The sequence below is a fragment of the Eubacterium multiforme genome, assembly GCF_030813415.1.
In the GTDB taxonomy this organism is placed as follows: domain Bacteria; phylum Bacillota; class Clostridia; order Clostridiales; family Clostridiaceae; genus Clostridium; species Clostridium multiforme.
In genome coordinates this window covers 26,297-50,232 of the sequence record NZ_JAUSUF010000008.1, presented here as the reverse complement: position 1 = coordinate 50,232, position 23,936 = coordinate 26,297, and the positions used below count along the sequence as shown (strand labels likewise).

The 23,936-nt window shown below is 26.7% G+C and carries 19 protein-coding genes, 1 tRNA gene and 2 riboswitches; of the genes, 6 read left to right on the top strand and 14 right to left on the bottom strand.

The window, feature by feature from the left end; translation table 11 throughout:
* The first annotated feature begins 55 nt into the window (after window positions 1-55).
* Window positions 56-373: a DUF3139 domain-containing protein gene (locus J2S18_RS11040; RefSeq protein WP_307486904.1), complete on the top strand. Its 318-nt coding sequence runs from the start codon at window positions 56-58 to the stop codon at window positions 371-373.
* Between the two features lie 578 nt (window positions 374-951).
* On the opposite strand, the gene J2S18_RS11035 is transcribed toward J2S18_RS11040, so the two are convergent.
* Together J2S18_RS11035 and J2S18_RS11030 are read right to left on the bottom strand one after the other, a co-directional pair.
* Window positions 952-1,677: a DUF3800 domain-containing protein gene (locus J2S18_RS11035; RefSeq protein WP_307486902.1), complete on the bottom strand. Its 726-nt coding sequence runs from the start codon at window positions 1,675-1,677 to the stop codon at window positions 952-954.
* Between the two features lie 712 nt (window positions 1,678-2,389).
* On the bottom strand, window positions 2,390-2,569 hold the full coding sequence (locus J2S18_RS11030) for a hypothetical protein (protein ID WP_307486900.1): 180 nt from the start codon (window positions 2,567-2,569) through the stop codon (window positions 2,390-2,392).
* An 805-nt stretch (window positions 2,570-3,374) separates the two neighbouring features.
* On the opposite strand from J2S18_RS11030, the gene J2S18_RS11025 reads away from it, so the two are divergent.
* The gene (locus tag J2S18_RS11025) at window positions 3,375-3,563 is read left to right on the top strand and encodes a DUF4177 domain-containing protein (RefSeq protein WP_307486898.1); all 189 of its coding nucleotides are present in this window, start codon (window positions 3,375-3,377) and stop codon (window positions 3,561-3,563) included.
* 106 nt (window positions 3,564-3,669) lie between these two features.
* On the opposite strand, the gene J2S18_RS11020 is transcribed toward J2S18_RS11025, so the two are convergent.
* From J2S18_RS11020 to J2S18_RS11010, 3 genes are all read right to left on the bottom strand, one after another.
* Window positions 3,670-3,744: transfer RNA gene (locus J2S18_RS11020), tRNA-Arg, on the bottom strand.
* A gap of 101 nt (window positions 3,745-3,845) precedes the next feature.
* Window positions 3,846-6,212, bottom strand: coding sequence for a cation-translocating P-type ATPase (locus J2S18_RS11015; protein WP_307486897.1), 2,367 nt, complete (start codon window positions 6,210-6,212; stop codon window positions 3,846-3,848).
* 110 nt (window positions 6,213-6,322) lie between these two features.
* Entirely contained in the window at window positions 6,323-6,889 is a 567-nt protein-coding gene (locus tag J2S18_RS11010) for an alpha/beta hydrolase (RefSeq protein WP_307486895.1), read from the bottom strand.
* Between the two features lie 166 nt (window positions 6,890-7,055).
* On the opposite strand from J2S18_RS11010, the gene J2S18_RS11005 reads away from it, so the two are divergent.
* From J2S18_RS11005 to J2S18_RS10990, 4 genes are all read left to right on the top strand, one after another.
* On the top strand, window positions 7,056-7,784 hold the full coding sequence (locus J2S18_RS11005; protein ID WP_307486894.1) for a lysophospholipid acyltransferase family protein: 729 nt from the start codon (window positions 7,056-7,058) through the stop codon (window positions 7,782-7,784).
* A 101-nt stretch (window positions 7,785-7,885) separates the two neighbouring features.
* Complete coding sequence (locus J2S18_RS11000; protein WP_307486893.1) at window positions 7,886-8,614, top strand: LptM family lipoprotein; 729 nt, start codon at window positions 7,886-7,888, stop codon at window positions 8,612-8,614.
* A 31-nt stretch (window positions 8,615-8,645) separates the two neighbouring features.
* The gene (locus tag J2S18_RS10995) at window positions 8,646-9,200 is read left to right on the top strand and encodes a nucleotidyltransferase family protein (protein ID WP_307486892.1); all 555 of its coding nucleotides are present in this window, start codon (window positions 8,646-8,648) and stop codon (window positions 9,198-9,200) included.
* A 430-nt stretch (window positions 9,201-9,630) separates the two neighbouring features.
* The gene (locus tag J2S18_RS10990; protein ID WP_307487012.1) at window positions 9,631-10,479 is read left to right on the top strand and encodes a DMT family transporter; all 849 of its coding nucleotides are present in this window, start codon (window positions 9,631-9,633) and stop codon (window positions 10,477-10,479) included.
* Between the two features lie 58 nt (window positions 10,480-10,537).
* Here the strand turns inward: J2S18_RS10990 and J2S18_RS10985 are convergent, their stop codons facing one another.
* The 9 genes from J2S18_RS10985 to J2S18_RS10945 all read right to left on the bottom strand — a co-directional run bounded on the left by J2S18_RS10985 (window position 10,538) and on the right by J2S18_RS10945 (window position 23,890).
* Window positions 10,538-12,043 (bottom strand): YfcC family protein, encoded by a 1,506-nt coding sequence (locus J2S18_RS10985; RefSeq protein ID WP_307486891.1) that lies wholly within the window; start codon window positions 12,041-12,043, stop codon window positions 10,538-10,540.
* A gap of 276 nt (window positions 12,044-12,319) precedes the next feature.
* Complete coding sequence (locus J2S18_RS10980; RefSeq protein WP_307486889.1) at window positions 12,320-13,726, bottom strand: NAD(P)/FAD-dependent oxidoreductase; 1,407 nt, start codon at window positions 13,724-13,726, stop codon at window positions 12,320-12,322.
* Window positions 13,727-13,756: 30 nt separating this feature from the next.
* A riboswitch (purine riboswitch) is annotated at window positions 13,757-13,858 on the bottom strand.
* A gap of 169 nt (window positions 13,859-14,027) precedes the next feature.
* Window positions 14,028-14,858 (bottom strand): PTS mannose transporter subunit IID, encoded by an 831-nt coding sequence (gene manZ, locus J2S18_RS10975; RefSeq protein WP_307486887.1) that lies wholly within the window; start codon window positions 14,856-14,858, stop codon window positions 14,028-14,030.
* A gap of 16 nt (window positions 14,859-14,874) precedes the next feature.
* Complete coding sequence (locus tag J2S18_RS10970) at window positions 14,875-15,687, bottom strand: PTS mannose/fructose/sorbose transporter subunit IIC (RefSeq protein ID WP_307486885.1); 813 nt, start codon at window positions 15,685-15,687, stop codon at window positions 14,875-14,877.
* Between the two features lie 127 nt (window positions 15,688-15,814).
* Window positions 15,815-16,297 carry a mannose/fructose/sorbose PTS transporter subunit IIB gene (locus tag J2S18_RS10965; RefSeq protein WP_307486883.1) on the bottom strand — a complete coding sequence of 161 codons (483 nt, stop codon included), beginning with the start codon at window positions 16,295-16,297 and terminating at the stop codon, window positions 15,815-15,817.
* Window positions 16,298-16,512: 215 nt separating this feature from the next.
* Window positions 16,513-19,302 carry a sigma-54-dependent transcriptional regulator gene (locus J2S18_RS10960; RefSeq protein WP_307486879.1) on the bottom strand — a complete coding sequence of 930 codons (2,790 nt, stop codon included), beginning with the start codon at window positions 19,300-19,302 and terminating at the stop codon, window positions 16,513-16,515.
* A gap of 194 nt (window positions 19,303-19,496) precedes the next feature.
* Window positions 19,497-19,832, bottom strand: a complete 336-nt coding sequence (locus J2S18_RS10955; protein WP_307486877.1) for a DUF190 domain-containing protein — start codon at window positions 19,830-19,832, stop codon at window positions 19,497-19,499.
* Window positions 19,833-19,863: 31 nt separating this feature from the next.
* The gene (gene crcB, locus J2S18_RS10950; protein WP_307486876.1) at window positions 19,864-20,250 is read right to left on the bottom strand and encodes a fluoride efflux transporter CrcB; all 387 of its coding nucleotides are present in this window, start codon (window positions 20,248-20,250) and stop codon (window positions 19,864-19,866) included.
* A gap of 67 nt (window positions 20,251-20,317) precedes the next feature.
* Window positions 20,318-20,378, bottom strand: a riboswitch (Fluoride riboswitch).
* A gap of 140 nt (window positions 20,379-20,518) precedes the next feature.
* The gene (locus J2S18_RS10945) at window positions 20,519-23,890 is read right to left on the bottom strand and encodes a collagen-binding domain-containing protein (protein ID WP_307486875.1); all 3,372 of its coding nucleotides are present in this window, start codon (window positions 23,888-23,890) and stop codon (window positions 20,519-20,521) included.
* Window positions 23,891-23,936: the final 46 nt, after the last annotated feature.

The window sequence follows — 23,936 nt, the reverse complement described above, 5'->3', positions numbered from 1 at the left end:
ATTTTTTTATTATATATAATAAAAAGTAAATAAAAGTCAAAAAAGGATGGATAATATGAATAAATTTATAAAAATAATGTTAATTGCTATATTATTTTTTATTATTGCTACTTTAGGAACAAAATTATATTTTAATGGAAATCAAAATGAAAGAGAAAAAATAATAGAAACTACCGTATGGCAATTATCTGAAGAAGGTTATAATAAAAATGATATAAAAAGTATAAAATCATACTATAATCCACTTAAAGGTGGAAAATTTCCATATAGTGTATTTGTAGTATTTTATAAAGATGAATCTAAAGCTCAAATTTATATGTGGGATGATGAAAATAAAACTAAGGTTGTTAATTCAGGAGAAGGTGCTGAATAAAAATATAAAACTTGCCTCCTTATTGTTAAATTATTTTACCCATTAAAACTTTTTACAATTTTAAATCTATTTATTATACTCGCATTTCATTTATGTGATGTAATGATTATACATATTAATTCAAATGCAATAAAATATATGTGGCACCCCTAACCCCTATATTTTAGTATATTTTATACATTTTAATAAATTGCATAAGTCGTTGAATTTACTATATTTGCAAGCATTTTTATGTTTTTATACATTTGCTTGTATTTTCTTTTATATTTGAGAATTGTCACCTTATTATACTTTTTTAAAACTCCTTACAAAAACGAAAAAACACTTCATAGCTGAAGTGTCACTCTAACAATGCCTTGGTTCGACAGTAGTAAAATACTGCTTACAATCTCTTGCGAATTACAAGGACTTATCTTGTTGATTAAATTATATTATAGCAAAATATGCTTGTCAATAGCATATTTTAAAATCTAAATGTATTTTACAAAAAGTCACTGAGCCATAGATTAGAATTTCTTCCAAGCACAAATGTGTAAATACTATGGACTTATGCAGTGACATATTATATTTATATCCAATTAATTCTTAGGATATTCCAACGGAAACTTAAAAATTTTTCCTTTGCAAGTTTGCTTTAATAAGAACTCAACATTTCCAAAATCATCAATATTTTTTTGAATTTTTCTATAAAAAGTATTTGAAATAAAATCAGCCATCTGCAGTAATAAATATTTCTTAGAATCATAATAATGAACATCTATATCTTCATTAGTAAAAGGTTCAATTAAATTTAATTCAGTATTTAAATATTCTCTCAATGTATATTTAGAACCCGTAGCTACATTTCTCTCATCTATTATAAATTTAATTGAATTAATATTTTTATATTTACTACAATGTCTAAAATGACTATTTAAATAGGTTTTTATCAAATAATTAAATGCTCTTGATGAATTTGCTTTAAATGTTTCTGTAGTCTTTAAACAATCTAAAACAATAATAGCTAATTCAAACTCATCTGAACATTTATCCATAACTTTACTATATATAATATTTTTATCTTTTTCGCTAATCATTGATCCTTTTATTTCTTTATTATTTTTAAGCTCATTCATTAACTTGTCTTTCTTTTTAGCAATCTTTAATCTACTATTTTTAAATATTTTCTTTATATGTTCCGTCTTACAATCTTCTACACACAATAATGTTATTATAAAATAATTATTTCCCTTACATGGTTCTTTAGGAATACTTCCTGACTCATCTATAAAAACTGTTATATCTCTTAAACTATTACTTTTCAAAATGTACACACCTATCCGTTCTTATTTTATTGATTAAAAATAATTATATCATACAGTTTTATTGTGACTCAATAATATTAACTTCTATATCACAACTATTTAAAATATCTATCATTTTCTATGAGCTTTCATTATAAATTTTTCATCTATAAACCTATTAAATTTATAATATTTAATTAATAACTCTTCCACCACTTCCTCAATCTAGTACATTTTCTTGCTATCTCTTAATATTATTTATAGGTAAGTAAATATCATTTACCTTCTGAAATTTTAAGAGTTACCCCCTTTTCATTAGTATTTAGAATTTTTCGGAATGAAAACTATAACTGCGACCTTTCAGTATCCTTCTAAAACTTTTCTTTATACCCCCCATACCCTAAAAATTTACAAAAACCTTATGTAAGGTTAGATACCATGACCTTTTATACTTTGATTAAACTTTTTATACACCCATACCTTAATATAATGTCATACAGTAATTATTGGTCATCTTATGACTTACAATTCTAGCACCAACACACACGTTGCCACTTTTGGCAACGATAAAATTGATTATCTTATAACTCTAACCCTTTTATATTTTTATAATAATCTTTCAATAACTGCTCTACTTCTTCCATGGTGTTATTCTTATCTCTAAATACTATCCATAGATTTATATAAAATTTAAATACTGTATATATACTTACCTTAACATACACAGGACTTTTTATTTTCTTTTATTACTGTCCCAACATTGAATTAATCCTAAATCCTCTACATTAACTAAATACTTATTATATTCTTTATTATGTATAGCCTTTAAGTAAGCCTCTTCCCTCTTGTATACATCTTTTAAACTCAATCCCATATCTTTTATTCTCTTCATCATTAATTCTCTATGATCCATTCTATAATCTCCTATATCATAATTAATTTACATTGTATTAAACTTAACTTATTGATATTTTTTTCTATTTCAAATACACTTGTTTTATAGAATTTAAGGAGGTTTAATTATTGAAAAATTTTAAATTAACTTTTAGAACATTAATTTATATATCACTTTCATTTATAATTTTTTATAATCTATTTACTTACACAAATATAATAAATCTTAATCCTACTCCATTAGAAAGTATTCTGTCTTATACTCCTCCACTACTAGCATATGATAAGCCAAATTTCTTTTTAAATATTCTTTTATTTATAGGATCTATTTTTTTAATTTTTCAACCTATAATAACTAAATATCTAAAATCTATTACTTATAAATATACTTTTAGTATTTTTTTAATAATAATAAATTTATTAATTATATTTTTCTTATTATTAAATTTTAAACTTCTACTTAATAATGCAATAATACTTCCATCATTCTCTATTCTTTATTATAAAATAATATATTTTCTATATTTTTTATATTTTACTTCTTTATCAATAAATATATATTCAATTTTTAATAATCTAAAAATAGGATGTAGAAATTAATTTCTGCACCCTATATTTTAAAATCTATATCATTATTACTACAGAAATTTATAAATCCTCTACTTTTAAGCATTCATACCATAGGTGAATAATACAAGATATATTTATAAAATGATATAATAAAAATATGTAGTATCAAGTAGACATTATTATAATAAAACTTAAAATTCATTTTATGTATTTATTCTATATTTTAATATAATCAGAACTAAGGAGGTATTTAGATGTTTGAATATAAGTTTGTAAAATTAGAACTAAAAGGAATTTTTACATCAAAACCAAAAGAGGATTATCATGATATAATAAATGCTCATGCAAAAGAAGGTTGGAGATTAGTTCAAGTTTTAACTCCGCCTACAGGAGTTTATGGATCTGCTACTCATTTTGAATTAATATTCGAAAAATCATTATAATTAATTAAAGCTCTCAATAAAAACTTTTAGCACTTAATTAGAGAGTTTTAATCAAAATAAAATAGCTTAAACCTCATCAAGGTTTAAGCTATTATTTAAATATATATGGCACCCCTAACAGGAATCGAACCTGTATCTATCCCTTAGGAGGGGATTGTTCTATCCATTAGACCATAGGGGCGTATAAATAAAATTTTAGTCTAATAATATGAATATGTCAATTATTAAAGTAAACTTTTCTTTATAAAAAATAAAAGTGGGAAATCCCACCTTTATTAATTATTATTGTTCTACATTTTTCTTAACTCTAATTAAACTTACAACAGTTGCAAGTATTGGAACTGATAATGCAATTGCACCTGCTGACAATAACCATTGCATTCCAGATAATTTAGTTAAAGTAAATATTAATCTTCCTATTGGTGTAATAAATCCTAAAGAAACAATTAACATCATTAATATAACTAATCCAATTTTAAATGGTGTAAGTGGAAGTGCAACTTTAAATAGTATTACCATACTAACTCCAGCAAGCATTAGCACAGCTAAAGTTCTTGATGTTTCTAAGGATGTACCATAGTTATTTGATATAACAAAGGTTGCTGAAACAAATATGGCTATCAAAACTCCATTTGGAATACTAGCTGTTAATATCCTTCCAAGGAAACCTTTTTTTACTCTTTCATTATTAGGTAACATAGCTAAGAATAATGCAGGTATTCCTATAGCACAACTTCCTATTAATGAAAGTTGTATTGGTTGTATTGGAAATGGAAGTAATAATATTGAAAATACTACTGCAAGTATTATTGAATAAGTTGTTTTAGTTAAAAATAACTGTGCAACTCTCTCCAAATTATTTATTTGTTGTCTTCCTTCTGCAACTACCTTTGGTAATGCACTAAAGTTTGATTTCATAAGAACTAATTGTGATACTGCCTTTGTTGCATCTGAGCCATTTGCCATGGCAATTCCGCAGTCTGCTTCCTTAAGTGCTAAAACATCATTTACTCCGTCTCCAGTCATAGCAACTGTATGATCATTTTCTTGAAGTGCAATTACAAGTGCCTTCTTTTGGTGAGGAGTTACCCTTCCAAATACACTATATTTTTCAACTTCTTTTTTAAGTCCTTCCATATCTTCTGGAAGTTCTCTTGCATCTATATAATTTTCAGCACCATGCACACCTGCTCTTGTAGCAACTGCTGATACTGTAACAGGATTATCTCCTGATATTACTTTTACATTTACCCCTTCATCTTTAAAGAATTTTAAAGTTTCTGGTGCATCTTTTCTTATTATATCTTCAATTAACACTAAGGCTGCCTTTTCTATTTCTTTAAGTTTTTCTCCCCTTAAAGAATTAAGTTTAGATTTAGCAAGTACAAGTACTCTTCTTCCCTTTCTTGCCTCTTCTTCCACCTTACATTTAATTTCTAAATATTTATTACCCATTACTATTTCAGGTGCTCCAAATATCCATGTACCTTTATCTTTAGTAACTATTCCACCCCATTTTCTCTTTGATGAAAATGGAACTTTTTCTATTATTTCAAAATTTGAATCTTCTTTATATTTATCTAACACAGCCTGTTGAGTTGGATTTTTACTTGGGAGATTATGTGCTATTGATGCTAAAACATCATCAATTTCACTGTCCTTATAAGATGATAAATTTACAACATCAATAAGTTTTAATGCTCCTTCTGTTATTGTTCCTGTCTTATCTACACATAAAACATCAACTCTTGCTAAAACTTCAGTTGCTGAAAGTTCTTGAACTAAAGTATCATATTGGGATAATTTAATTATTGCCACAATAAAGGTTGCACTTGTTAATAATACAAGCCCCTCTGGCACCATTCCAATTATTCCTGATACAGTTCCAATTACAGCATCTTGCCAACTAGCTTTTATAAATTTAAGTTGAGTTGTTGCAAGTATTATTCCAATTGGAACTATTAATATTAGTAATACTTTAAGTATTTTATTTAATGAATTTTGCAATTCAGAATTTGTAATTTTAAATTTCCTTGCTTCATCTGCCAATTTTGAAGAATATGTATTAGCTCCAACTTTAGTAACCCTCATATACCCTTCTCCAGCAACTACAAAACTTCCTGATAAAAGATTATCATCTTCCTTTTTATGAATAGGGTCTGCTTCTCCTGTAAGCATAGATTCATCAATTTCAAGCTCATTTCCTTCACTTAATACTCCGTCAGCTAAAATTTGATCTCCAGATGTAATATAAATAATATCATCCTTTACTATATCCTCTATTCCAATCTTCCTTAACACACCATCTCTTACTACATTACAGTGTGCTTCACTAATTACTGAAAGTTTCTCTATTATATTTTTTGCTTTTACTTCCTGTATAACCCCAATTAAACTATTTACAATGATTACTCCAGCAAATATTGCATTTTTTGGTGATCCTGCAATTATTACTGCTGCTGCAAGAACAAGATTTAGTGCATTAAACATTGTAAAAAAGTTAGATCTTAAAATTTGAAGAAATGTTTTTGATGGAGCTTTTGGAATTTTATTCACTTCTCCTAATAAGATTCTTTCATTTACTTGCTCTTCAGTTAATCCAATTATTTTATTAACCACAGGTCTATCTTGATCTTCTCTACATTCCATTAACTAACTCCTTTACTAAGTTATATTTTATATTTACTAGTTTAATTCACTAATCTTAATTTACTCTTAAGTTTTTTAAAAATATATATTAAATTTCTCTTTAATATATCTTAATAAAGTAATTCATTTAGTGATTTAATAAGTATTTTACTATCTTTTGATATATCATAATTACAATAGTCTTTATTTAATGTACTTCTTCCTTTTATATCTTTACATATAAATAGTTCAAATTTTCCATCCTCTTTTATTTTATCATAAAATTCTTTGGCAGACCTCTCTCCTTCATTAATTCCGCTAATAATCCAACTATTTATATCCTTATTTATAGAAATTATATCTTTACCTAATTTATTTCCATTTAAATTAAGGTGAAGGGGTGTCTTTACTATATAAACATTAAATCCTCTCTCTGCAACTTTAGCCATTAATGGAATATATGCATTTTCATCTATATTATTTTCAGGATAAAATATATATCCTACCATAGCATCTCTTTCCTTTGGCTTTATAACTATACTATTATTAGAGTTATTAACAGTAACTAATCTTTTATCCACAAATCTTTCTACATATTCCCTCTTAACCTGTGAATAATTTATTTTTGAATAAATGAATATTCCTAAAAATAAGCTAATTATAATACTAATAACAACTGGCACAAAACTTTTTCTCATAAATCTTCACCTCTTCTTTCTTAAATATTATTTCCAAAATCATTGAACTTTTATTACTAAAACTTTAACTTTACTAGTTAATTATCCCTTTAGTTCTTTTAAATTTTTACAATATATACTATACTTTTTTTATAAGATTTTTTTAAAATTAGAGAGGATTGGTATTATGTTAAGAACCATACTTTTTTATCCTGGAATAATACTTAGCTTAATAATTTCGCCTATTGGTTTAATAAAAGTTAAATACCTAGAGCATAAGGGAAGAACTAAAGATAGAACTATGGCAATTTATAAAATAACTCATAGTTGGGCAAAATTTGTTATTTGGCTTAGTGGTGCTAGGGTAAAAGTATTTGGGAAAGAAAACATTCCTAAAGATGAAGCTGTATTATTTGTAGGAAATCATCAAAGTAACTTTGATATACCACTTATATTAAGCACTATTGATGAACCTAAAGGATTTATTGCTAAAAAAGAATTAGAACACTGGCCTATAATAAGCATGTGGATGAGATATATACATTGTGTTTTTATGGATAGAAGCAATATAAGAAAGTCTGCAGAAGCTATAGTAAAGGGAATTCAAACACTTAAATCAGGTTACTCAATGGTAGTCTTTCCAGAGGGAACTAGAAGTAAAGGAAAACCAGTTGCAGAATTTAAGGCTGGAAGTTTTAAACTTGCTTTAAAATCAAAAGTAAAAATAATTCCAGTTACAATTAATGGCTCATACAAATTACTAGAAGCTAATGGTGGTAAAATTAAAGCTTCTGATGTTGAAGTTTATATTCATGAACCTATTGATGTAACTAATCTTTCAAAAGAAGAAATAGCTAATTTACATACTACAGTTAGAAATATAGTAGTTTCTAAATTACCAAAAGAACAACAATAAAAAAATGTCATTTTAATTAATATCTTTTTACTTTTTAGTAATTTTATTTTTATTACTAATAACTTATACTAAAGAAAATAATTATATGGAGGACTAAGTTTATGAAAAAATTACTTATAGGAATTCTTATTTTAGGAAGTATGTTTACAGTTTCAGGTTGTGGAAAAGATTCATCACAAAATACTGCTGCTAATAATCAAACTGAGCAATCTACAGTTCAACAAGATTCTTCATCTAATCAAACAGATGAAAATAAAAATGATAATAAAGCGGTAGAAAATAAAGAAAATGCTAAATCTACAGATGAAAATAAGGATTCAAAAACTACTAAAGATACTATAGCAGCAAAAAAAGAGGCTAAAAGTACAAAAACAACTAAAACTCCAAGCAAGAATACTGTAGTTGAAACTAGAGTAAAAGATAAAGTAAAAGAAACTAAACAAAAATCTACAGCTAAAGACAATTCTATTTCAAAATATTATGGAACATGGCGTATAGAAAAGGTTATTGGAGAAACTAAAATAAACTCAAATAATAGAGCTCCTTTAGGTAAAACATTAGTAATTGGAAAGAATTCTTATTCTAATAATGCCTTTGATATTAAAATAGAAAATCCTAAATATTTAATTGCAAAAATATCTGAAAAAGATTTTTGTAGAGGATATAATATGAATTCATTAAAGGGAACTGGCTTAAATGAAGGAACTATTACAGCTTTAGATATAACTAGTGATAGTAATCCTAATAGTGATTTTGATGAATTATATATACAAGATGGATACCTTGTATACTTACAAGATGGTGTATTCTTTAAATGTGTTAGAGGATAACTTAATAGAGTATTTAAGGAGAGGTTTTTAATTGTTATTTAATACATTAAACTATATAGCTAAAAAATTTAATGACGAAAATTTAACTTGGGCAGTTGGTGCATCTGTATTATTAAATCAATATTCATTAGTAAAATCACCTAATGACATTGATATTTTAGTAGCTTTAAAAGATGTAGAAAAAGCAGATAGTATTTTAAAATCTATTGGTAATAAAAATATTTCTGAAAAATCTTCTACTTACTTAACTAAATATTTTTATGAATATAACATAAATGGAATAGATATAGACTTAATGAGTGGATTAATTATAAATTTTGAAAATGAAAACTATGAATATCTATTTAATAAAGATTGTATAAAAAACTATTCCACTATAAATGATACAAAAATACCACTAACATCCCTTGAAGACTGGTATATTCTCTATCAACTAATCCCAAATAGGGATAAAAAAGTTGCTTTAATAGAGCATTATTTAGTAGAAAATAATATAAAAATTTCTCTATCAGAAATACCACTATCAAAGGAAATTCCAAGTAAAATTAAACTTAAATCAAAAGATATTTTAATTGAAATAGATTAGTACAATTAATTGTGCTGATCTATTTTTTTATGATTAATTTTAAATATTTACCATATATTAAAAATTTTATAATAACTTATTTTATTTTACATTTATACATTTTTTGTTATTAAGGTTAAAGTAAGTCAATATCAATTTAAAAAGTTTTGAATAATTTCTAATTCCCATATTATTTCATTTATTCTATTATATTCATATAGCAATTTATCCTAATTATTTGATTTTTAAATACTAAACTTATATTTCTATTACTTATTTTTTTGTTTCCTCCCTCCCTTTCTTTATTACCTTAACTTTTTTTCATTATTGCTGTACAATATATAGGTTAGTCTTAATAATTAAATGAATCTTTAAGACTTCTAAAAGGAATTTTTATTTATATTTAACTTAAATTTATACTATACAGGAGGATTTTACTTTGTCTAATTTAATGAATCACAAGAAAAAGGCAATATTTTTTATGATATTAGCTTCCTTTTTCTTTACTACTATGAATATGTTTGGTAAGTTAGCATCTGGCGTTACTCCTTATCAAAAAACATTTATAACAAACGCTGTAGCAACACTTATTCTTTGTATAATAATCTTTAAAAAGAAAGGCTCTTTCTTTGGTCATAAGGGAACTAGAATGCTTTTACTTATAAGAGGAATAACAGGAACCTTTTCAATTGGTGCATTTTATTTTTCCTTAGATTATTTAATATTACCTGATGCAACTATGATAAATAAATTAGCACCTTTTTTTGCAGTTATACTATCATTTTTAATTTTAAAAGAAAAAATTACAGGTAAACAGCTATTATTTCTTCTTATAGCCTTTGCTGGAAGTGTATTTATAATAAAGCCTCACTTTAATGCTTCAATTATTCCTTCATTAGTTGGCGTATTTGCAGCTTTTTGTGCAGGACTTGCTTATACTATGATTAGATTACTTGGAGATAAAGAAGAGTTTTTTACAATTATACTTTCTTTTACTGGAGTTGCAACAATTGTTTGCTTCCCTTTTATGTTCATTAATACTTCTGGACTTACAAAAGAAAATATACTTTATATGATTTTTGCTGGACTTTCCTTTATTATAGGACAAGTATTTCTAACACTAGCCTATAGAAATGCTCCAGCCTCTGAAATATCAATGTTTGACTATGTAGGTTTAATAATAGCTGCTATTTATGGATTTATGCTATTTAATGAAATTCCTGATGTGTTATCAATTATAGGATATTTAATTATTATAGTAGCTTCATTCTTAAATATAATAGCTAAAAAGCCTTCTTAAAAGGCATAAAAACACCCTTATAAATTACTTTATAAGGGTGTTTTTTAATAGTTATGTTTTAAAAGTGTATTTGTATTAATAATAATACTGCCGCAAAGATTGCTATATACACCATAAGTTTCATAATAAATTTAAGCCATTTATCATAAGTTACATCTACCATAGCAAGGGTAGCTAGTATAAGTCCTGTAGGAGTTATAAATGCTATAAGCCCTTGACCATATTGGTATGCACTTACTATTACATCTCTTGGTAATCCAACTGTATCTGCAAGTGGTGCCATAATAGGAATAGAAAGTACAGCTAAACCTGAAGATGATGGAATAAAGAATCCTAATACAATGAATATTAATAACATTAATATTATAAATACAGAACCGTTAAGTCCTTGTACCATTCCTGAGAATGAGTGAAGTATTGTATCTGATATTTGTCCATTATCTAATACTAAGTTTATAGATCTTGCAACACCTATTATTAATGCAACACCTATAAGGTCTCCTGCACCTGTAACAAAGGTATCAACAAATTTCTTTTCTCCTAGTTTTGAAAGAACTCCAAGTATTATACCTACTACTAGGAATAAAGCTGTCATTTCAGTAAATGACCATTGTTTAACTGCAACTCCATAAATCATAACAACGAAAGTTAATGCAAATAGAATAAGCATTAATTTTAGTCTAAATGTAAATTCAGGAGCTTTATTCTCTTCATCAAGAAATCTCTTTTCAATTTCTTGTTTTTGAGAATATATAAGTGATTGTGAAGGATCTTTCTTAACCTTGTTTGCATATTTTACTATATAAACAATTGTTATAATTGTTGCTACAACTAATCCTATAAATCTAAAAGATAGTCCTTCTGTAAAATTTATTCCAGCAGCATTAGATGCTATAACTGATGAAAAAGGATTTACAGTTGAGAACATTGTACCTATGGAAGATCCCATATATATACTAGCAATACAAACTAAAGCATCATAGCCTGCTGCTAAGAATATAGGAATTAATATAGGATACAGAGCTATTGTTTCCTCTGCCATACCAAATGTAGTTCCTCCAATGGAGATTAATGTAGTTAATAAAATTATTAGTATATATTCCTTACCTTTTGTCGCTCTTGAAAGACTAGCAATTCCTGCATTAAATGCTCCTGATGCATTTAATACTCCAATTACACCCCCAATTACGAATATAAACATTATAATGTCTATTGTATCGTATGTACCTTGAATTGGTGCTTCTATAATTTCCTTTAAGCCTTGAGGTTTTTGTTCTACTTTTTCATATGTTTCTGGAATAGCTAACGGTTTCTTTATGCTACCGTCTTCAAACTTATCTAAGCTTATTTTTATTCCAAATTTATCTAAAACCCCTTGTGTTGCTTTTTCTTTAGTTGTCTCTCCCTGTGGAGTCGTTATAATAAAGACTTTTTCATCTTCATTATAGGATAATTTAGAATATGACCCTGCTGGTATTACATAGGTCAATGCAGCCGCCAATATTAATACGATGAATAATACTGTAAAAGCTGATGGGAAACTAATTTTCTTTTTCTTCTTCATTTTCCTTCCTCCTCATTTGTAAAAATTTTAAAAATATTATTATTTTTTATAATTATATCAGAATAAAGTTATAAAATAATGAACATGTAAAAGATTTTATTTAAACATTTTCATAATATATTTATAATATATTAATAAATAGATAAAATTTATAGATTTATGAGGAAAATAATTTTAAATTGATATTTTTACTTTATTTAAAATTCATTTTAAGAATAATAAACTTTTTATTTATTAAATAAAAAAAGATGGAATTAAATCCATCTTTTTTATTGCTTATTGCTCTTTTGATAATTTCTCACCCATCATTACGCCCATAGCTGAAGCCATCATAAGTCCTCTAGTCCATCCACTAGAATCCCCCAAACAAAATAACCCTTTAATGTTTGTTTCAAAATTCTTATCAATTATAACTTTATTACTATAAAATTTAATTTCTGGTCCATAAAGAAGTGTTTCTTCACTGGCAAACCCAGGTACTACTGTATTTAATGATTCAATAAAATTAATTATATTAGTCATTGTTCTATAAGGTATAGCCGATGTTAAATCTCCTGCAACAGCATCAGGCAATGTATATTTTACATTTGACCTATTTAATTCCTTTTGCCATGTTCTTTTACCTGATAAGATATCTCCATATCTTTGAACTAATATACTGCCATTACCAAGCATATTTACAAGTTCTGCAACCTTTTTACCATATTCTATTGGCTGATTAAAAGGTTCTTCAAAGTTATGAGAACTAAGTATTGCAAGATTTGTATTGTTTGATTTTCTATCTTTATAAGAATGTCCATTAACTATTGCCATATTATTATCATAATTTTCTTGTGATACAAAACCACCAGGATTTTGGCAAAAAGTTCTTACCTTATCTCTAAAAGGTGCTGGATATCCTATAAGTTTTGACTCATACAATACTTTATTAACCTTTTCCATAATTTCATTTCTAAGCTCAACACGTACCCCAATATCAACTGTGCCAGCCTTATGGTCTATATTATGTTCTATGCACATATCACTAAGCCAGTCTGCCCCTTTTCTACCTGTAGCAACAATAACCTTATCACATAATATATCTTTACATTTACTTCTAGTTAATGAATCTGTTATCTTAACCCCTTTTATTTTTCCATCTTCTATGATTATGTTTTCCACTAGTGTATCAAATTTTATTTCTATTCCATTTTCTATTAAATGATTTTGAAGTTTTAAATAAATCTCTTGAGCTTTTTCTGTTCCTAAATGTCTTATAGGACAATCTACCAGTTTTAAATTTCCTTCAATAGCTTTTCTTCTTATATCCTTTAATCCTTCTGGATCATCAATTCCTTCAATTTTATTATCAGCCCCAAATTGAAGATATATTTTATCCGTATAATCTATGTATTTTTGAACTAAATCTCCACCAATTAATTCTGGTAAATCTCCTCCAACTTCATGATTAAGTGATAATTTACCATCAGAAAATGCTCCTGCCCCTGAAAAACCAGTTGTTATATGGCAATATGGTTTACATGATACACACTTATTTGTCTTAACTTTTGGACAACTTCTTTTATCTATACTTCTACCTGCTTCTATTAATAAAATCTTTTTACTTGGTTCCCTTTTATTTAATTCTAAGGCAGTAAAAATTCCAGCTGGACCTGCTCCAACTATAACTACTTCATAATTCATAAAATACCTCTCCTTTTATAAAACAGACGAATTAATATTAAATAACCATATAGTTAAGAGCTTTTAACGGAAGCTCAGTAGAAACGCCTCTCCCTATTAGAGACTTATATATGAGTTAATGTTCGTTTTTTTATATTTTATTGTCCCTTACAATAAGATATTAATCTATTTAATTTTAAAAATCAAGTATTTTGCGAATTTTATTTATACTTTTAAAATTATTGTACGTATATTTTTGTTTTGAATATATTTTAATCTATAAATTATTTTTATTCTATCTTTCATATTTATAATCTTTTTATTATACCTCTAAAAATCCATAAGCGTATCCTATAATACCAACTGCAAATAATCCAAATATTATCCAAAGGGCATTAATTTTCTTCTTAAGAAGTTTCATACATAAAAATGTTAATAGTAATGGAATAAATCCTGGTAATAATTGATCTAGTACTGTTTGAACAGTTGTATCTGTTGTTTTACCTAATTCATTAGTAACAGAGGAAATAACTACAGAAATTTTTAAGGTCGTCCACTTGCTTACTAATGCACCCATTACAAATAATCCTAAAATAGAAGCACCTTCAGTAAGCTTTTGAAGTTTATTTCCACCCATTTCTTTTATAATATTAGTACCTTTTTTATATCCATATTCTTGTGTAAACCACATAAAACTCAAACGAACTGAATTAAATATTACAAAAAATAATATTGGTCCAAGTAAACTACCTTTCATGGCTATTGAAGCTCCAAGAGCTGCAACTACAGGTCTTAGAGTACCCCAAAATATTGGATCTCCAACACCAGCTAAAGGTCCCATCATACCAACTTTAAGACCATTTATTACTCCATCATCTATTTTTACGCCATTTGACTTTTGTTCTTCCATAGCTGATACTACTCCAAGTATTGGTGATGCCACAAAAGGATGAGTATTAAAAAATTCTAAGTGTCTTTTTAATGCTTCTTCTCTTTCTTCTCCTTCATAAAGTCTCCTTATTGCTGGAATTATAGCAAAACAAAAACCTAATGACTGCATTCTTTCAAAATTCCATGAACCTTGTAAGAAGTTTGAACGTATAAACATACTCACTTTATCCTTTTTAGTTAACTTCTTTCCTTTACTATCCATATTTATATCCTCCTTCCTAGTCTAATTCATCATCTAAATCATCATCTTCCACATTTACATTCAAATTATTTTTCACTATAATTTCTTTTTCTTGGTATTTAGGATTTAATTGAATATAAATTATTGCAGCTATTGTTCCTAATATACCTAAAGCAACTAAATTAAAATCTGTAAATGCTGCTATAATGAATCCTAAGAAGAAAAATGGCATTAAATATCTTGCTTCCATCATATTGATAACCATAGCATACCCAACAACAACAATAAATCCACCAGCAACTTGTAAACCACCTGTAACAACCTTTGGAATTGAATCTAACATATTTTGTACTGCACTAGTTCCTACGAATTCTGCAACTATTAACGTTGGAATTCCTATTCTTAAAGCTTGAATACACAGCGCAAGAATATGACATCTATCTATTCCTCTAATATTTCCTTTTCTAGCATACATATCTGCTCTATGTTGAAAGAAAACAGTAATTGTTCTACAAAGAATTGTTAATACTTGCCCTGCTGCAGCTATTGGAACTGCAATTGCAATACCTGCTCCAATACTTTGATGACCTGCAATAACTAATATTGTTGAAACAGTTGATGCCAAAGCTGTGTCTGGTGAAACTGCTGCTCCAATATTCATCCATCCAAGTGCCATCATTTCTAAACTACCACCTATTATAATACCAGTTGTTATATCTCCTAATACGAGTCCAACTAATGTACATGCTATTAATGGTCTATGGGTTTGAAATTCATCTAAAATACTTCCCATACCCGCTATACATGCAACAATGAAGATAAGAAGAATTTGGACATTGCTTATTTCCATGAAAATTTTCCTCCTTCCCTTTTTGTATTCTAAATTTAATAGTAATCGTTTAAAATTTTTAAAATATACAATTGACAATATTCATTAATTTAATTGAATTATTGCCAATTGTTTTTATAAATTAAATTTATAATTTTTCTAATAAAGGCATAATATCTTGTTTTGAATCTGAAGCTACTTTTCTTATTTCTAGTTCAATTCCTTTTTCATGTAATTTTTTAAATGCCTCTATATCTTCCTCATTAACTGATATGGCATTTGTTATTTGTTTTTTACCTCCTTTAAATGACATTCCACCAATATTTACACTTTCAATATGAACACCTTGATCTACTATTCTTAATACATCTGTTGGATTTGTAAAAAGTAATACTACCTTATCATTTTCATATTTAACATTGTTATATACTCTAACTGCCTTATCAACTCCAACAACGTGAGCTTTTACTCCTGGAGGTGCAACTTGTGTTAATAATATCTTTCTAATTTCGTCATTTGCTACCTCATCATTACAAACAATTATTCTTTGACATCCTGTTGCTTTACTCCAAACTGTTGCAATTTGTCCATGTATTAATCTATCATCTATTCTTGCTAAAACTATTTTCATTATAAATCATCCTCCTAAATGCTCCTTAACTTACTTAAATATACTTAAGCAACTTTCACGCCAAAATTGTGTATCAAAAATATAAAAATGCACTCTTTTTATACACTCTTACCTTAGTAGTATATAAAAATTATGCATTTTTATTTAATACACTCTTTTTATTTTTTTGATACTATTATCATATATCATTAATATACTTAATACATTTCTTGATACTACAATAATACCATTTCTGTAAGATAGTATATTTCATCTTCACTTAGCTGTAAATTTATTGACTCTTTAAATATCATTAAAGCATTTTTTATTTTATTTAAAATTAATGCATCAAATTTATCTATATCATCAGTATATTCTAATTCATCATTAACTAAGGATCTCTCTAAAGCACAAGCTGTATGAAGTGCTATTCTTAGTTTCATTGAATTTGTAAATTCTCTATTTAAACTATTTTCTAATATATCAACAAACTCTAATAATAAATTTAATATTTTATCTGGATTTAAGTAAGTCATTGTTTCTTTTAAACTATCATAACAAAGGCTACTTAAAACAATATCATCACGTCCATCATCTGTTGATATAATACGTTCTCCCTTAAATATATTCTCAATAACTTTTTCTCCAGTTCCTGATATTAAACTTTCAAGAGATATAAAAGGTATATTCATTTTTGGATCTACAACTCCAACAACAGCTAAAACTTTCTTTTTATTTTCTATTTCTTTTATCTTATTTTTATGATCTTTTATTCCTATAGGTATTACATCTATATTGTCTTCTGAAATGCTATGAACAACATCTTCCACAAGTTTTTTAAGCTTTATTGCAGCACCTTTTCCACTTGAACAAATTGTAACTATAGCACCTTTAACATTATTGTCCTCTTTATTATTAGTGTTAACACTATATCCTTTAAATTCTTTTAAATATTGATATAATCCTTCTAAATCAACATCATTTAATGATGACTTTCTAGCAGCTTCAAGCACAGTAGGTGTTGATACCATATCTAATGTCCTCATCTTAATTCCTGTTTTATCATAAATTATATTTCCAAAAGTATTTAATGAACCCATATCAACAAGAAGTAATACTCCCTTACCTCTATCTACTTCCCTTACTTTTTCAGTAACAATAGCCAATGTATCTGTTGGACTAATTTCAAGCGGCATATCAACTGCTATTATATTATCGCTATCAAATAATTTTACTGCAACGTTTACCATACTACTTGCTGTACTACTACCATGAGCTGCAACAATAACTCCAATTTTTCCATTAGAATCTGTTTCTTCTATTGATGTTAAAAGTAATGTTATATATGTAACCTCTCCATTTGGAATATTTGTATTAAAGTATTCTTCTGCTCTTTTACATATTTCTTCTGCCAATTTATATTCTTCTGGATGTTCTGTTATTATAGCTTCCATTTGCTCATAATCTGGCTCTATATTTTTATTTAACCTATTAAAAAATGCACTCATATGAAGGCTTATAGCATATAAAAATCTATCATTATATTTTCTGCCAAGTCTTTCTTCTGCTAAATCTTTAACCTTTTCTGAAAAGGCTAAAATATTTTCATCTACTATCTTAAGTAATCCTTCCCTTGAATACTTACCACCTTTAAGCTTATCGTAAAAACATTTAATATGAACTGTTATATCTGTTGTAATAAATTTATTTATAGCATCTTCATCCATTCCTTCTTCTCTTAAAACAGATGCCTTATCCTCTATAATTTTATATAAATTAAATGGCGGCTCATAACTTCCTCCAGTTTCAAGTAAAGTTATATTTCTTACTGGATTTATTACAAGTTCATTTGGAACTAAATTTACTATCTCTTCTTTTTCTTTAATTTTGGAGCTTATACTTATAAGTCCACTTTGAATATTATTAGGCATCATTTTTAAATTAATATCAATATATCCAGCTCCACTAATACTATTTAAAAATCCTTTTGCACAAAGAAGTTGAATATTTGATTTTAATTGTCCTATATTACCAAAGCTAGTACTTCCAATAAGGGCTTTTATAGCTTCAGAGGATACTTTTATTGGCTTGTTTACTCTAACTGCCTCATTATGTAATAAATGCTTTATAATATCAATTTTGTCCTTAACAGATCTTTCTTCAAAGCTTGGAATCCTAATTGTTATTGGAATTCTCCTTACAAATGTTTTTAAAAGAGTTGATGATGGATCCTCTGTTGTTGCTCCAATAATTAATACATTTGCCTTTCTCTTTCTTTCTGTTTCACCAAGTTTATTATATGTTCCTGTATCCATGAAATAAAATACCATTTCTTGACCTTCTGGTGGTAACCTATGAATCTCATCTAGGAATAATATCCCACCATTAGCCTTTTCAACAATACCTTCTTTTTCAGTGTCAGCTCCTGTAAAAGCTCCTTTTACATGTCCAAATATGTGAGATAATAATAATTGTGGGTTATTATAATAATCAGCACAGTTAAAAACAACAAAAGGTGCACTATCTTTAAGCCTACCAATATGCTTTGCATAACTGCACATTATATTTGCAAATAAACTCTTACCAACTCCAGTTGGTCCTACAATTAATGTGTGTAATCCACTTGGAGGATACATTATAGCTGCTTTTGCTTGTTCTATTTGTGTCTTTAAACTAGTTTCTGATCCTATAAGATAATCAAAAGGGCATTTCTTTTCCTCTTCCTGCTTATTATCTTTAATTAAAGAATTTATATCATCTATTTCTATAACATTTTCAGGAAGTCTAACACTAAATAGTTTTTGGAATATTTCTTTATCAAAATATTTAACTGGTCTTGATTTAATTTTTACAACTTTTCCATCTCTACAAAGTTGATTTAACTCTTTACTTACATTGTTTCTTAGTATATCAAGTTTTTCTCCTATTTCCTGTGCACTTACACCTAAGTTCTCTTCCAGATTATCCTTTGTATAGCCTAAACAAACATCACTTAGATAATTGTATATCTTCTCTATCCTCTTCAAGTAAAATCCGCCTTTCTTATATAATAAAACTTACACTTAAATCGATTGTAAGCCTTATCAATACAAACTTTCAATTCAAATATTATTTATGAATAATATTTTACTATTTATTAATATTTTATACTTATATTATGTTAAGTTAAAGTATAAAAATAGAATTAATACAAAAATATTTGTATTAATTCTATATATCCTTATTTATCTTCAAATGTAATTATTTCTACATTATCTATAATAGCTATCTTTCCGCTGCCAATAATAGGAGATACTATTTCAATAATATCCTTTACCTTACTTTCAAATGCAACTATTTCTATAAGTATAGGAAGCTTTCTTGCTAATACTTCTAAAAAATCTGAATGTATTTTCTTATTTTCTCCAAAACCTTCTATTCCTCTAATTATTGTAGCTCCTGAAATTCCATCTTTTTTTAATTTATCAATTATAACAGTATAAAGTGGTTCCCCTTTATATTTATCATCACCATCAATAAATATTTTTATTAATTTTCCCTTATCTGTAGTTTTCATAATTATCCCTCACCTCTAAATTAATATTGCATTAAACTAATAATTTTGCAAAGGCCATTCCAATAATTACCCCTACAAAGCTTAATATAACATTTAATCCTAAATTAACAGCACCAATTATGTATTCACCTGCATTTAACATGCTAACTGTTTCATATGAAAATGTTGAGAAAGTTGTTAATCCTCCCATCATTCCTGTTGTTAAAAATAACTTTGTATTTGGAGATATCATTACTGTATCTAAGCTTAATCTCATAACAAAACCTATAATAATTGCACCTATAATATTGGCTATTAATGTTCCATATGGAAAATCTGCTCCAAATAATTTTGCTGCATTTATTGATATTAAATATCTTAATGCTGCTCCTATAAATCCTCCACAGCCAACTATTAATATTAACTGAAATTTTTGCATTGTCTCATCACCTCAAATCTTCTTTAAATAAAAAAGCTAATGGTTACCTACAGATATACTTTCCCCATAATCTGTAGGAGTCATTAGCTTTTACGCGGTTAAAGGTTAACTCCATAACCTATTATATTCAATACATATTTTTATTATATTTCTTAATTTATATTCTTGCAATTAAGATTTTGTTAATAATAAAATTTAGGCTATTTCTTTTATAACAATAGAACACCTAATTATAAAAAATAATTAGGTGTTCAAAAAATTAAACTACTTATTTGATTATTGAAGTAGTAGCAAAACTATTTTCTTTTATATTTGTATCATTATATACATTTGTCTCGATTTTCTTATTTGTTATTTCTATATTTATATTTAAATTATCTTTATTTACTACTATTATTGGATCATTTTTATATTTGCTACTATCTTCACTTTCATGTGATGCATCTGTTATTACAAATTCTAAATTGTCTTTATTTACTTCTTTTCCATTTATTTTTAGACTTTGTAAATCATATCCTTGAGATTTTAGTTCATTTAATTTATAAACTCCTCTTGTTACATTATTTATTGTAAATGGACTATCTCCTTTTATGTCCATATTCCAAGATTGATTTAAAATTCCTCCACAAATATTAAATGCAAATTTATCATTTGTGTTAATGGAGTTATTCTTTTCATCCACTAATTTTTTTGTTATTGTTATTGTTGGTTTTAATACAGTTATGTTACTTGTCTTATTTAAATTTTTAACTAATTCATTATAAAGTGGATTATCTTTTAATGAGTTATTTGTTATCTTTAAATTAAACTTATCATTATCTTTCATATAAAATGGTGTTTCATAATTTTCTATTGATTTATCTTCTGGATTAAATACTCTATTTCCATAATTAGGTGCATTTATTTTTTCTCCTGTACCTTCGTCTGTCCATGTATAATTATATCCACTATTTGGTCCATATTTTATATTTATATTTTTTATTAAATCTTTTAAATCTACTTTATCTCCATATATTACTGTTTTATCATTTAAATCCATACTACATTCATTAGGTACATTTATTGTTGGAAGATTAAACTTTTGTCCAAGTTTATTATTATCTGAATTAACTTCATTTGTATATGTTACATCTGCATATTCATTTCCTGGAACATTATTTCCTCCAAAATATTCATTGTTAGCTTTAAAAGTGAATTTATAATTAGATTGCTTATAACCTATCACTTGATTATCCCAATAAACCTCTAAACAATACTTTCCTTTTATTATTTCACCATTTATGTCCCTTGCAGGTACTGCATCTAATTTATAACCTGGTGTTAAATTACTTAACCCATAATATTCCGCTTTAAGTTCTGTCCCCTTTGGTGGTGGAGTAACATTTGGAATTAAATTGTAGGGTATTATATCCCTTATAGTAGCATCAGTAGTTATAGAATTAAACTTTATAATATTATTTGCTAAATTATCATAAATACTTTCAATTTCACTTGGATCATTTGCAAATATTAAATTATTTCCATCTGAACTTACTTTTGTATTATAATTTTGAATATATCTTAAAAATGAATATGTTTCTTCTTTATACTTTACAGAATCACTACTTTTAAAACCTACTGAAATAAATTTTACCTCAGGATAGTTATATGTTAAGTCATCAAATTTATTTTCTACAGCATCTATAGATTTATATATGCTTCCATCTCCAAAATTTTGTCCAGGTAAAATATTAGGTAATCCATCAGTAAAGAATATTACATATTTTTTTCTTCCATCATTTTTTACTTTATCTAATGTAGGTCCTAACATATTCATAGCACTCATTGTATCAGTTCCACCAACCGCCTTTAAATCTGAAACAGCATTATCTATATCACTATATTTATTTGTAAATGGTTGAATTAACTCAGCATCCTCATTGCTTGCCCTTTTATAAACCTCAATATAGTATCCATCACCATAATGTTTTAGATCAAACTCAGTACCTCCAAATAAATTCTCTAATTCTCTTTTTTCCCTACTATTTCTATAAATAAATCTTACTTCTTCATCATTAATTTCAACTTCATGATTTTTTCCATTTTTATCTTTTACATAATATGCTCCATCTATATATTTAATTTCCACATATTGATTAGTACTAAAAGTAATAATGCCAATTGATGTATTTGAAGGGTCATTGTTTAACATATTTTTAGAAAACTGTTTTGTTGCTGTTTTTAATGTTTCAAAAGGGCTAATACTATAATTATCTACTCCTCTTCTCATGCTTCCTGATTTATCTAAAACTAATATTATATCTTGACCTTCCCTTTTTTCCATACTACTAGGTTTTGCATTAACACTTAAATTTACATTATAACTTCTGTCATTTAATTGTTCTTTTGAATTATCTTTATGAACTGGATTAACAGTTTTATTTAAGTTTAATAATGAATTACTATTATAATCATAAGAAGGGTTTTCATAATTATCATCTTTATTAGATGGAGTTTTTCCTCCATTATTCTCTACAACATTTGTCCAATTGTTCCAAGCAAATAGAGCATTGCAAAAATTCCCACCATTCTCTTGATTAAAATTATTTACTACCACTTGTCCTACAATGTCTCCACCATTAGTTTTTAATGTTGCATTTGGAGCGACAACTGTGCCAATTACTCCAGCATCTGTATTAACATTTGTAGCATTAGGTAACACCCATACAATTTTTTCTGCTAATTTTTTTAATGTATTATTTCCATTGTGGAAAGCTATCATATCATTTGATTCATCAGTACTGCTACATAAAAAATTTTTATTATAAAAGTATCCACCACCTTTTAGATTTACTGTTTTTGCATCTGAATATAAAACTAAATATTTTATATTATTATCTTTTGCACTTCCAATAACATCTGGTAGATGTATCTCAGATATATTTAATACATTTTCATTGTTTTTTGATAGATTACAATATAATCCTTTAATATCATCTTGGCTTTTAGAATTCACAATATTTCCTATAGGGACTTCTTTATAATAACTTCCTCCATTATCACCATGAAATCGTAAATTAGAAGCTTTTTCACTTTCTATCTTCAATCCTTTTACATTATTTATAAAATTATTTGTAGAATTTTTGAAATTAGCAAATTCACTTTCTATAGTTTTTTCATTTAATTCTTTTAATTGTTTTCCGTCCGCAGTATTACTTAACATTAATTTTGTTTCATTACTTATACTATCATTAGTAACTATAGGCTTTGACCAAACTAATAAATCATTATTAGTTTTTGATTGTTTTATTACATTTCCACCTAATAATAATGAAGGTCCATTTCCCTCTATATAGTCAGAACCTACTAAACTTGAAGATATATTAGCTCCCTTACTCGCAGAAGCGCATATTTCAAATTTTTCTCTTGGTCCACTTGATACATTTATATTTCCTCCAACAGCTAATGCCCCTTCAACTCTTGAATTTTTTACATTAGCATTTCCAAAAATAATAACATTATAGTGACTTAAATTTCCCAAATTAAAACTACTTTCTTCCGCATTAGCATTTTCAATGCTTGGAAACATATTAAAGGTAAGAAAAGTAATTATTACTACACTCATCAAAATGTTTCTATAACTTTTTCTTTTCTTTTTCATTAATTAAATCGCCCCCACTACTTTATTTAAAATATGTTAAACTCTG

Bases quoted from the DNA above. Each gene is read 5' to 3' on its own strand.
- J2S18_RS11040 (WP_307486904.1), top strand. From the start codon at position 56: ATGAATAAATTTATAAAAATAATGTTAATTGCTATATTATTTTTTATT.
- J2S18_RS11030 (WP_307486900.1), bottom strand. From the start codon at position 2,569: ATGGATCATAGAGAATTAATGATGAAGAGAATAAAAGATATGGGATTG.
- J2S18_RS11025 (WP_307486898.1), top strand. From the start codon at position 3,375: ATGTTTGAATATAAGTTTGTAAAATTAGAACTAAAAGGAATTTTTACA.
- J2S18_RS11015 (WP_307486897.1), bottom strand. From the start codon at position 6,212: ATGGAATGTAGAGAAGATCAAGATAGACCTGTGGTTAATAAAATAATT.
- J2S18_RS11010 (WP_307486895.1), bottom strand. From the start codon at position 6,889: ATGAGAAAAAGTTTTGTGCCAGTTGTTATTAGTATTATAATTAGCTTA.
- J2S18_RS11005 (WP_307486894.1), top strand. From the start codon at position 7,056: ATGTTAAGAACCATACTTTTTTATCCTGGAATAATACTTAGCTTAATA.
- J2S18_RS11000 (WP_307486893.1), top strand. From the start codon at position 7,886: ATGAAAAAATTACTTATAGGAATTCTTATTTTAGGAAGTATGTTTACA.
- J2S18_RS10990 (WP_307487012.1), top strand. From the start codon at position 9,631: ATGAATCACAAGAAAAAGGCAATATTTTTTATGATATTAGCTTCCTTT.
- J2S18_RS10985 (WP_307486891.1), bottom strand. From the start codon at position 12,043: ATGAAGAAGAAAAAGAAAATTAGTTTCCCATCAGCTTTTACAGTATTA.
- J2S18_RS10980 (WP_307486889.1), bottom strand. From the start codon at position 13,726: ATGAATTATGAAGTAGTTATAGTTGGAGCAGGTCCAGCTGGAATTTTT.
- manZ (WP_307486887.1), bottom strand. From the start codon at position 14,858: ATGGATAGTAAAGGAAAGAAGTTAACTAAAAAGGATAAAGTGAGTATG.
- J2S18_RS10970 (WP_307486885.1), bottom strand. From the start codon at position 15,687: ATGGAAATAAGCAATGTCCAAATTCTTCTTATCTTCATTGTTGCATGT.
- J2S18_RS10965 (WP_307486883.1), bottom strand. From the start codon at position 16,297: ATGAAAATAGTTTTAGCAAGAATAGATGATAGATTAATACATGGACAA.
- J2S18_RS10955 (WP_307486877.1), bottom strand. From the start codon at position 19,832: ATGAAAACTACAGATAAGGGAAAATTAATAAAAATATTTATTGATGGT.
- crcB (WP_307486876.1), bottom strand. From the start codon at position 20,250: ATGCAAAAATTTCAGTTAATATTAATAGTTGGCTGTGGAGGATTTATA.
- J2S18_RS10945 (WP_307486875.1), bottom strand. From the start codon at position 23,890: ATGAAAAAGAAAAGAAAAAGTTATAGAAACATTTTGATGAGTGTAGTA.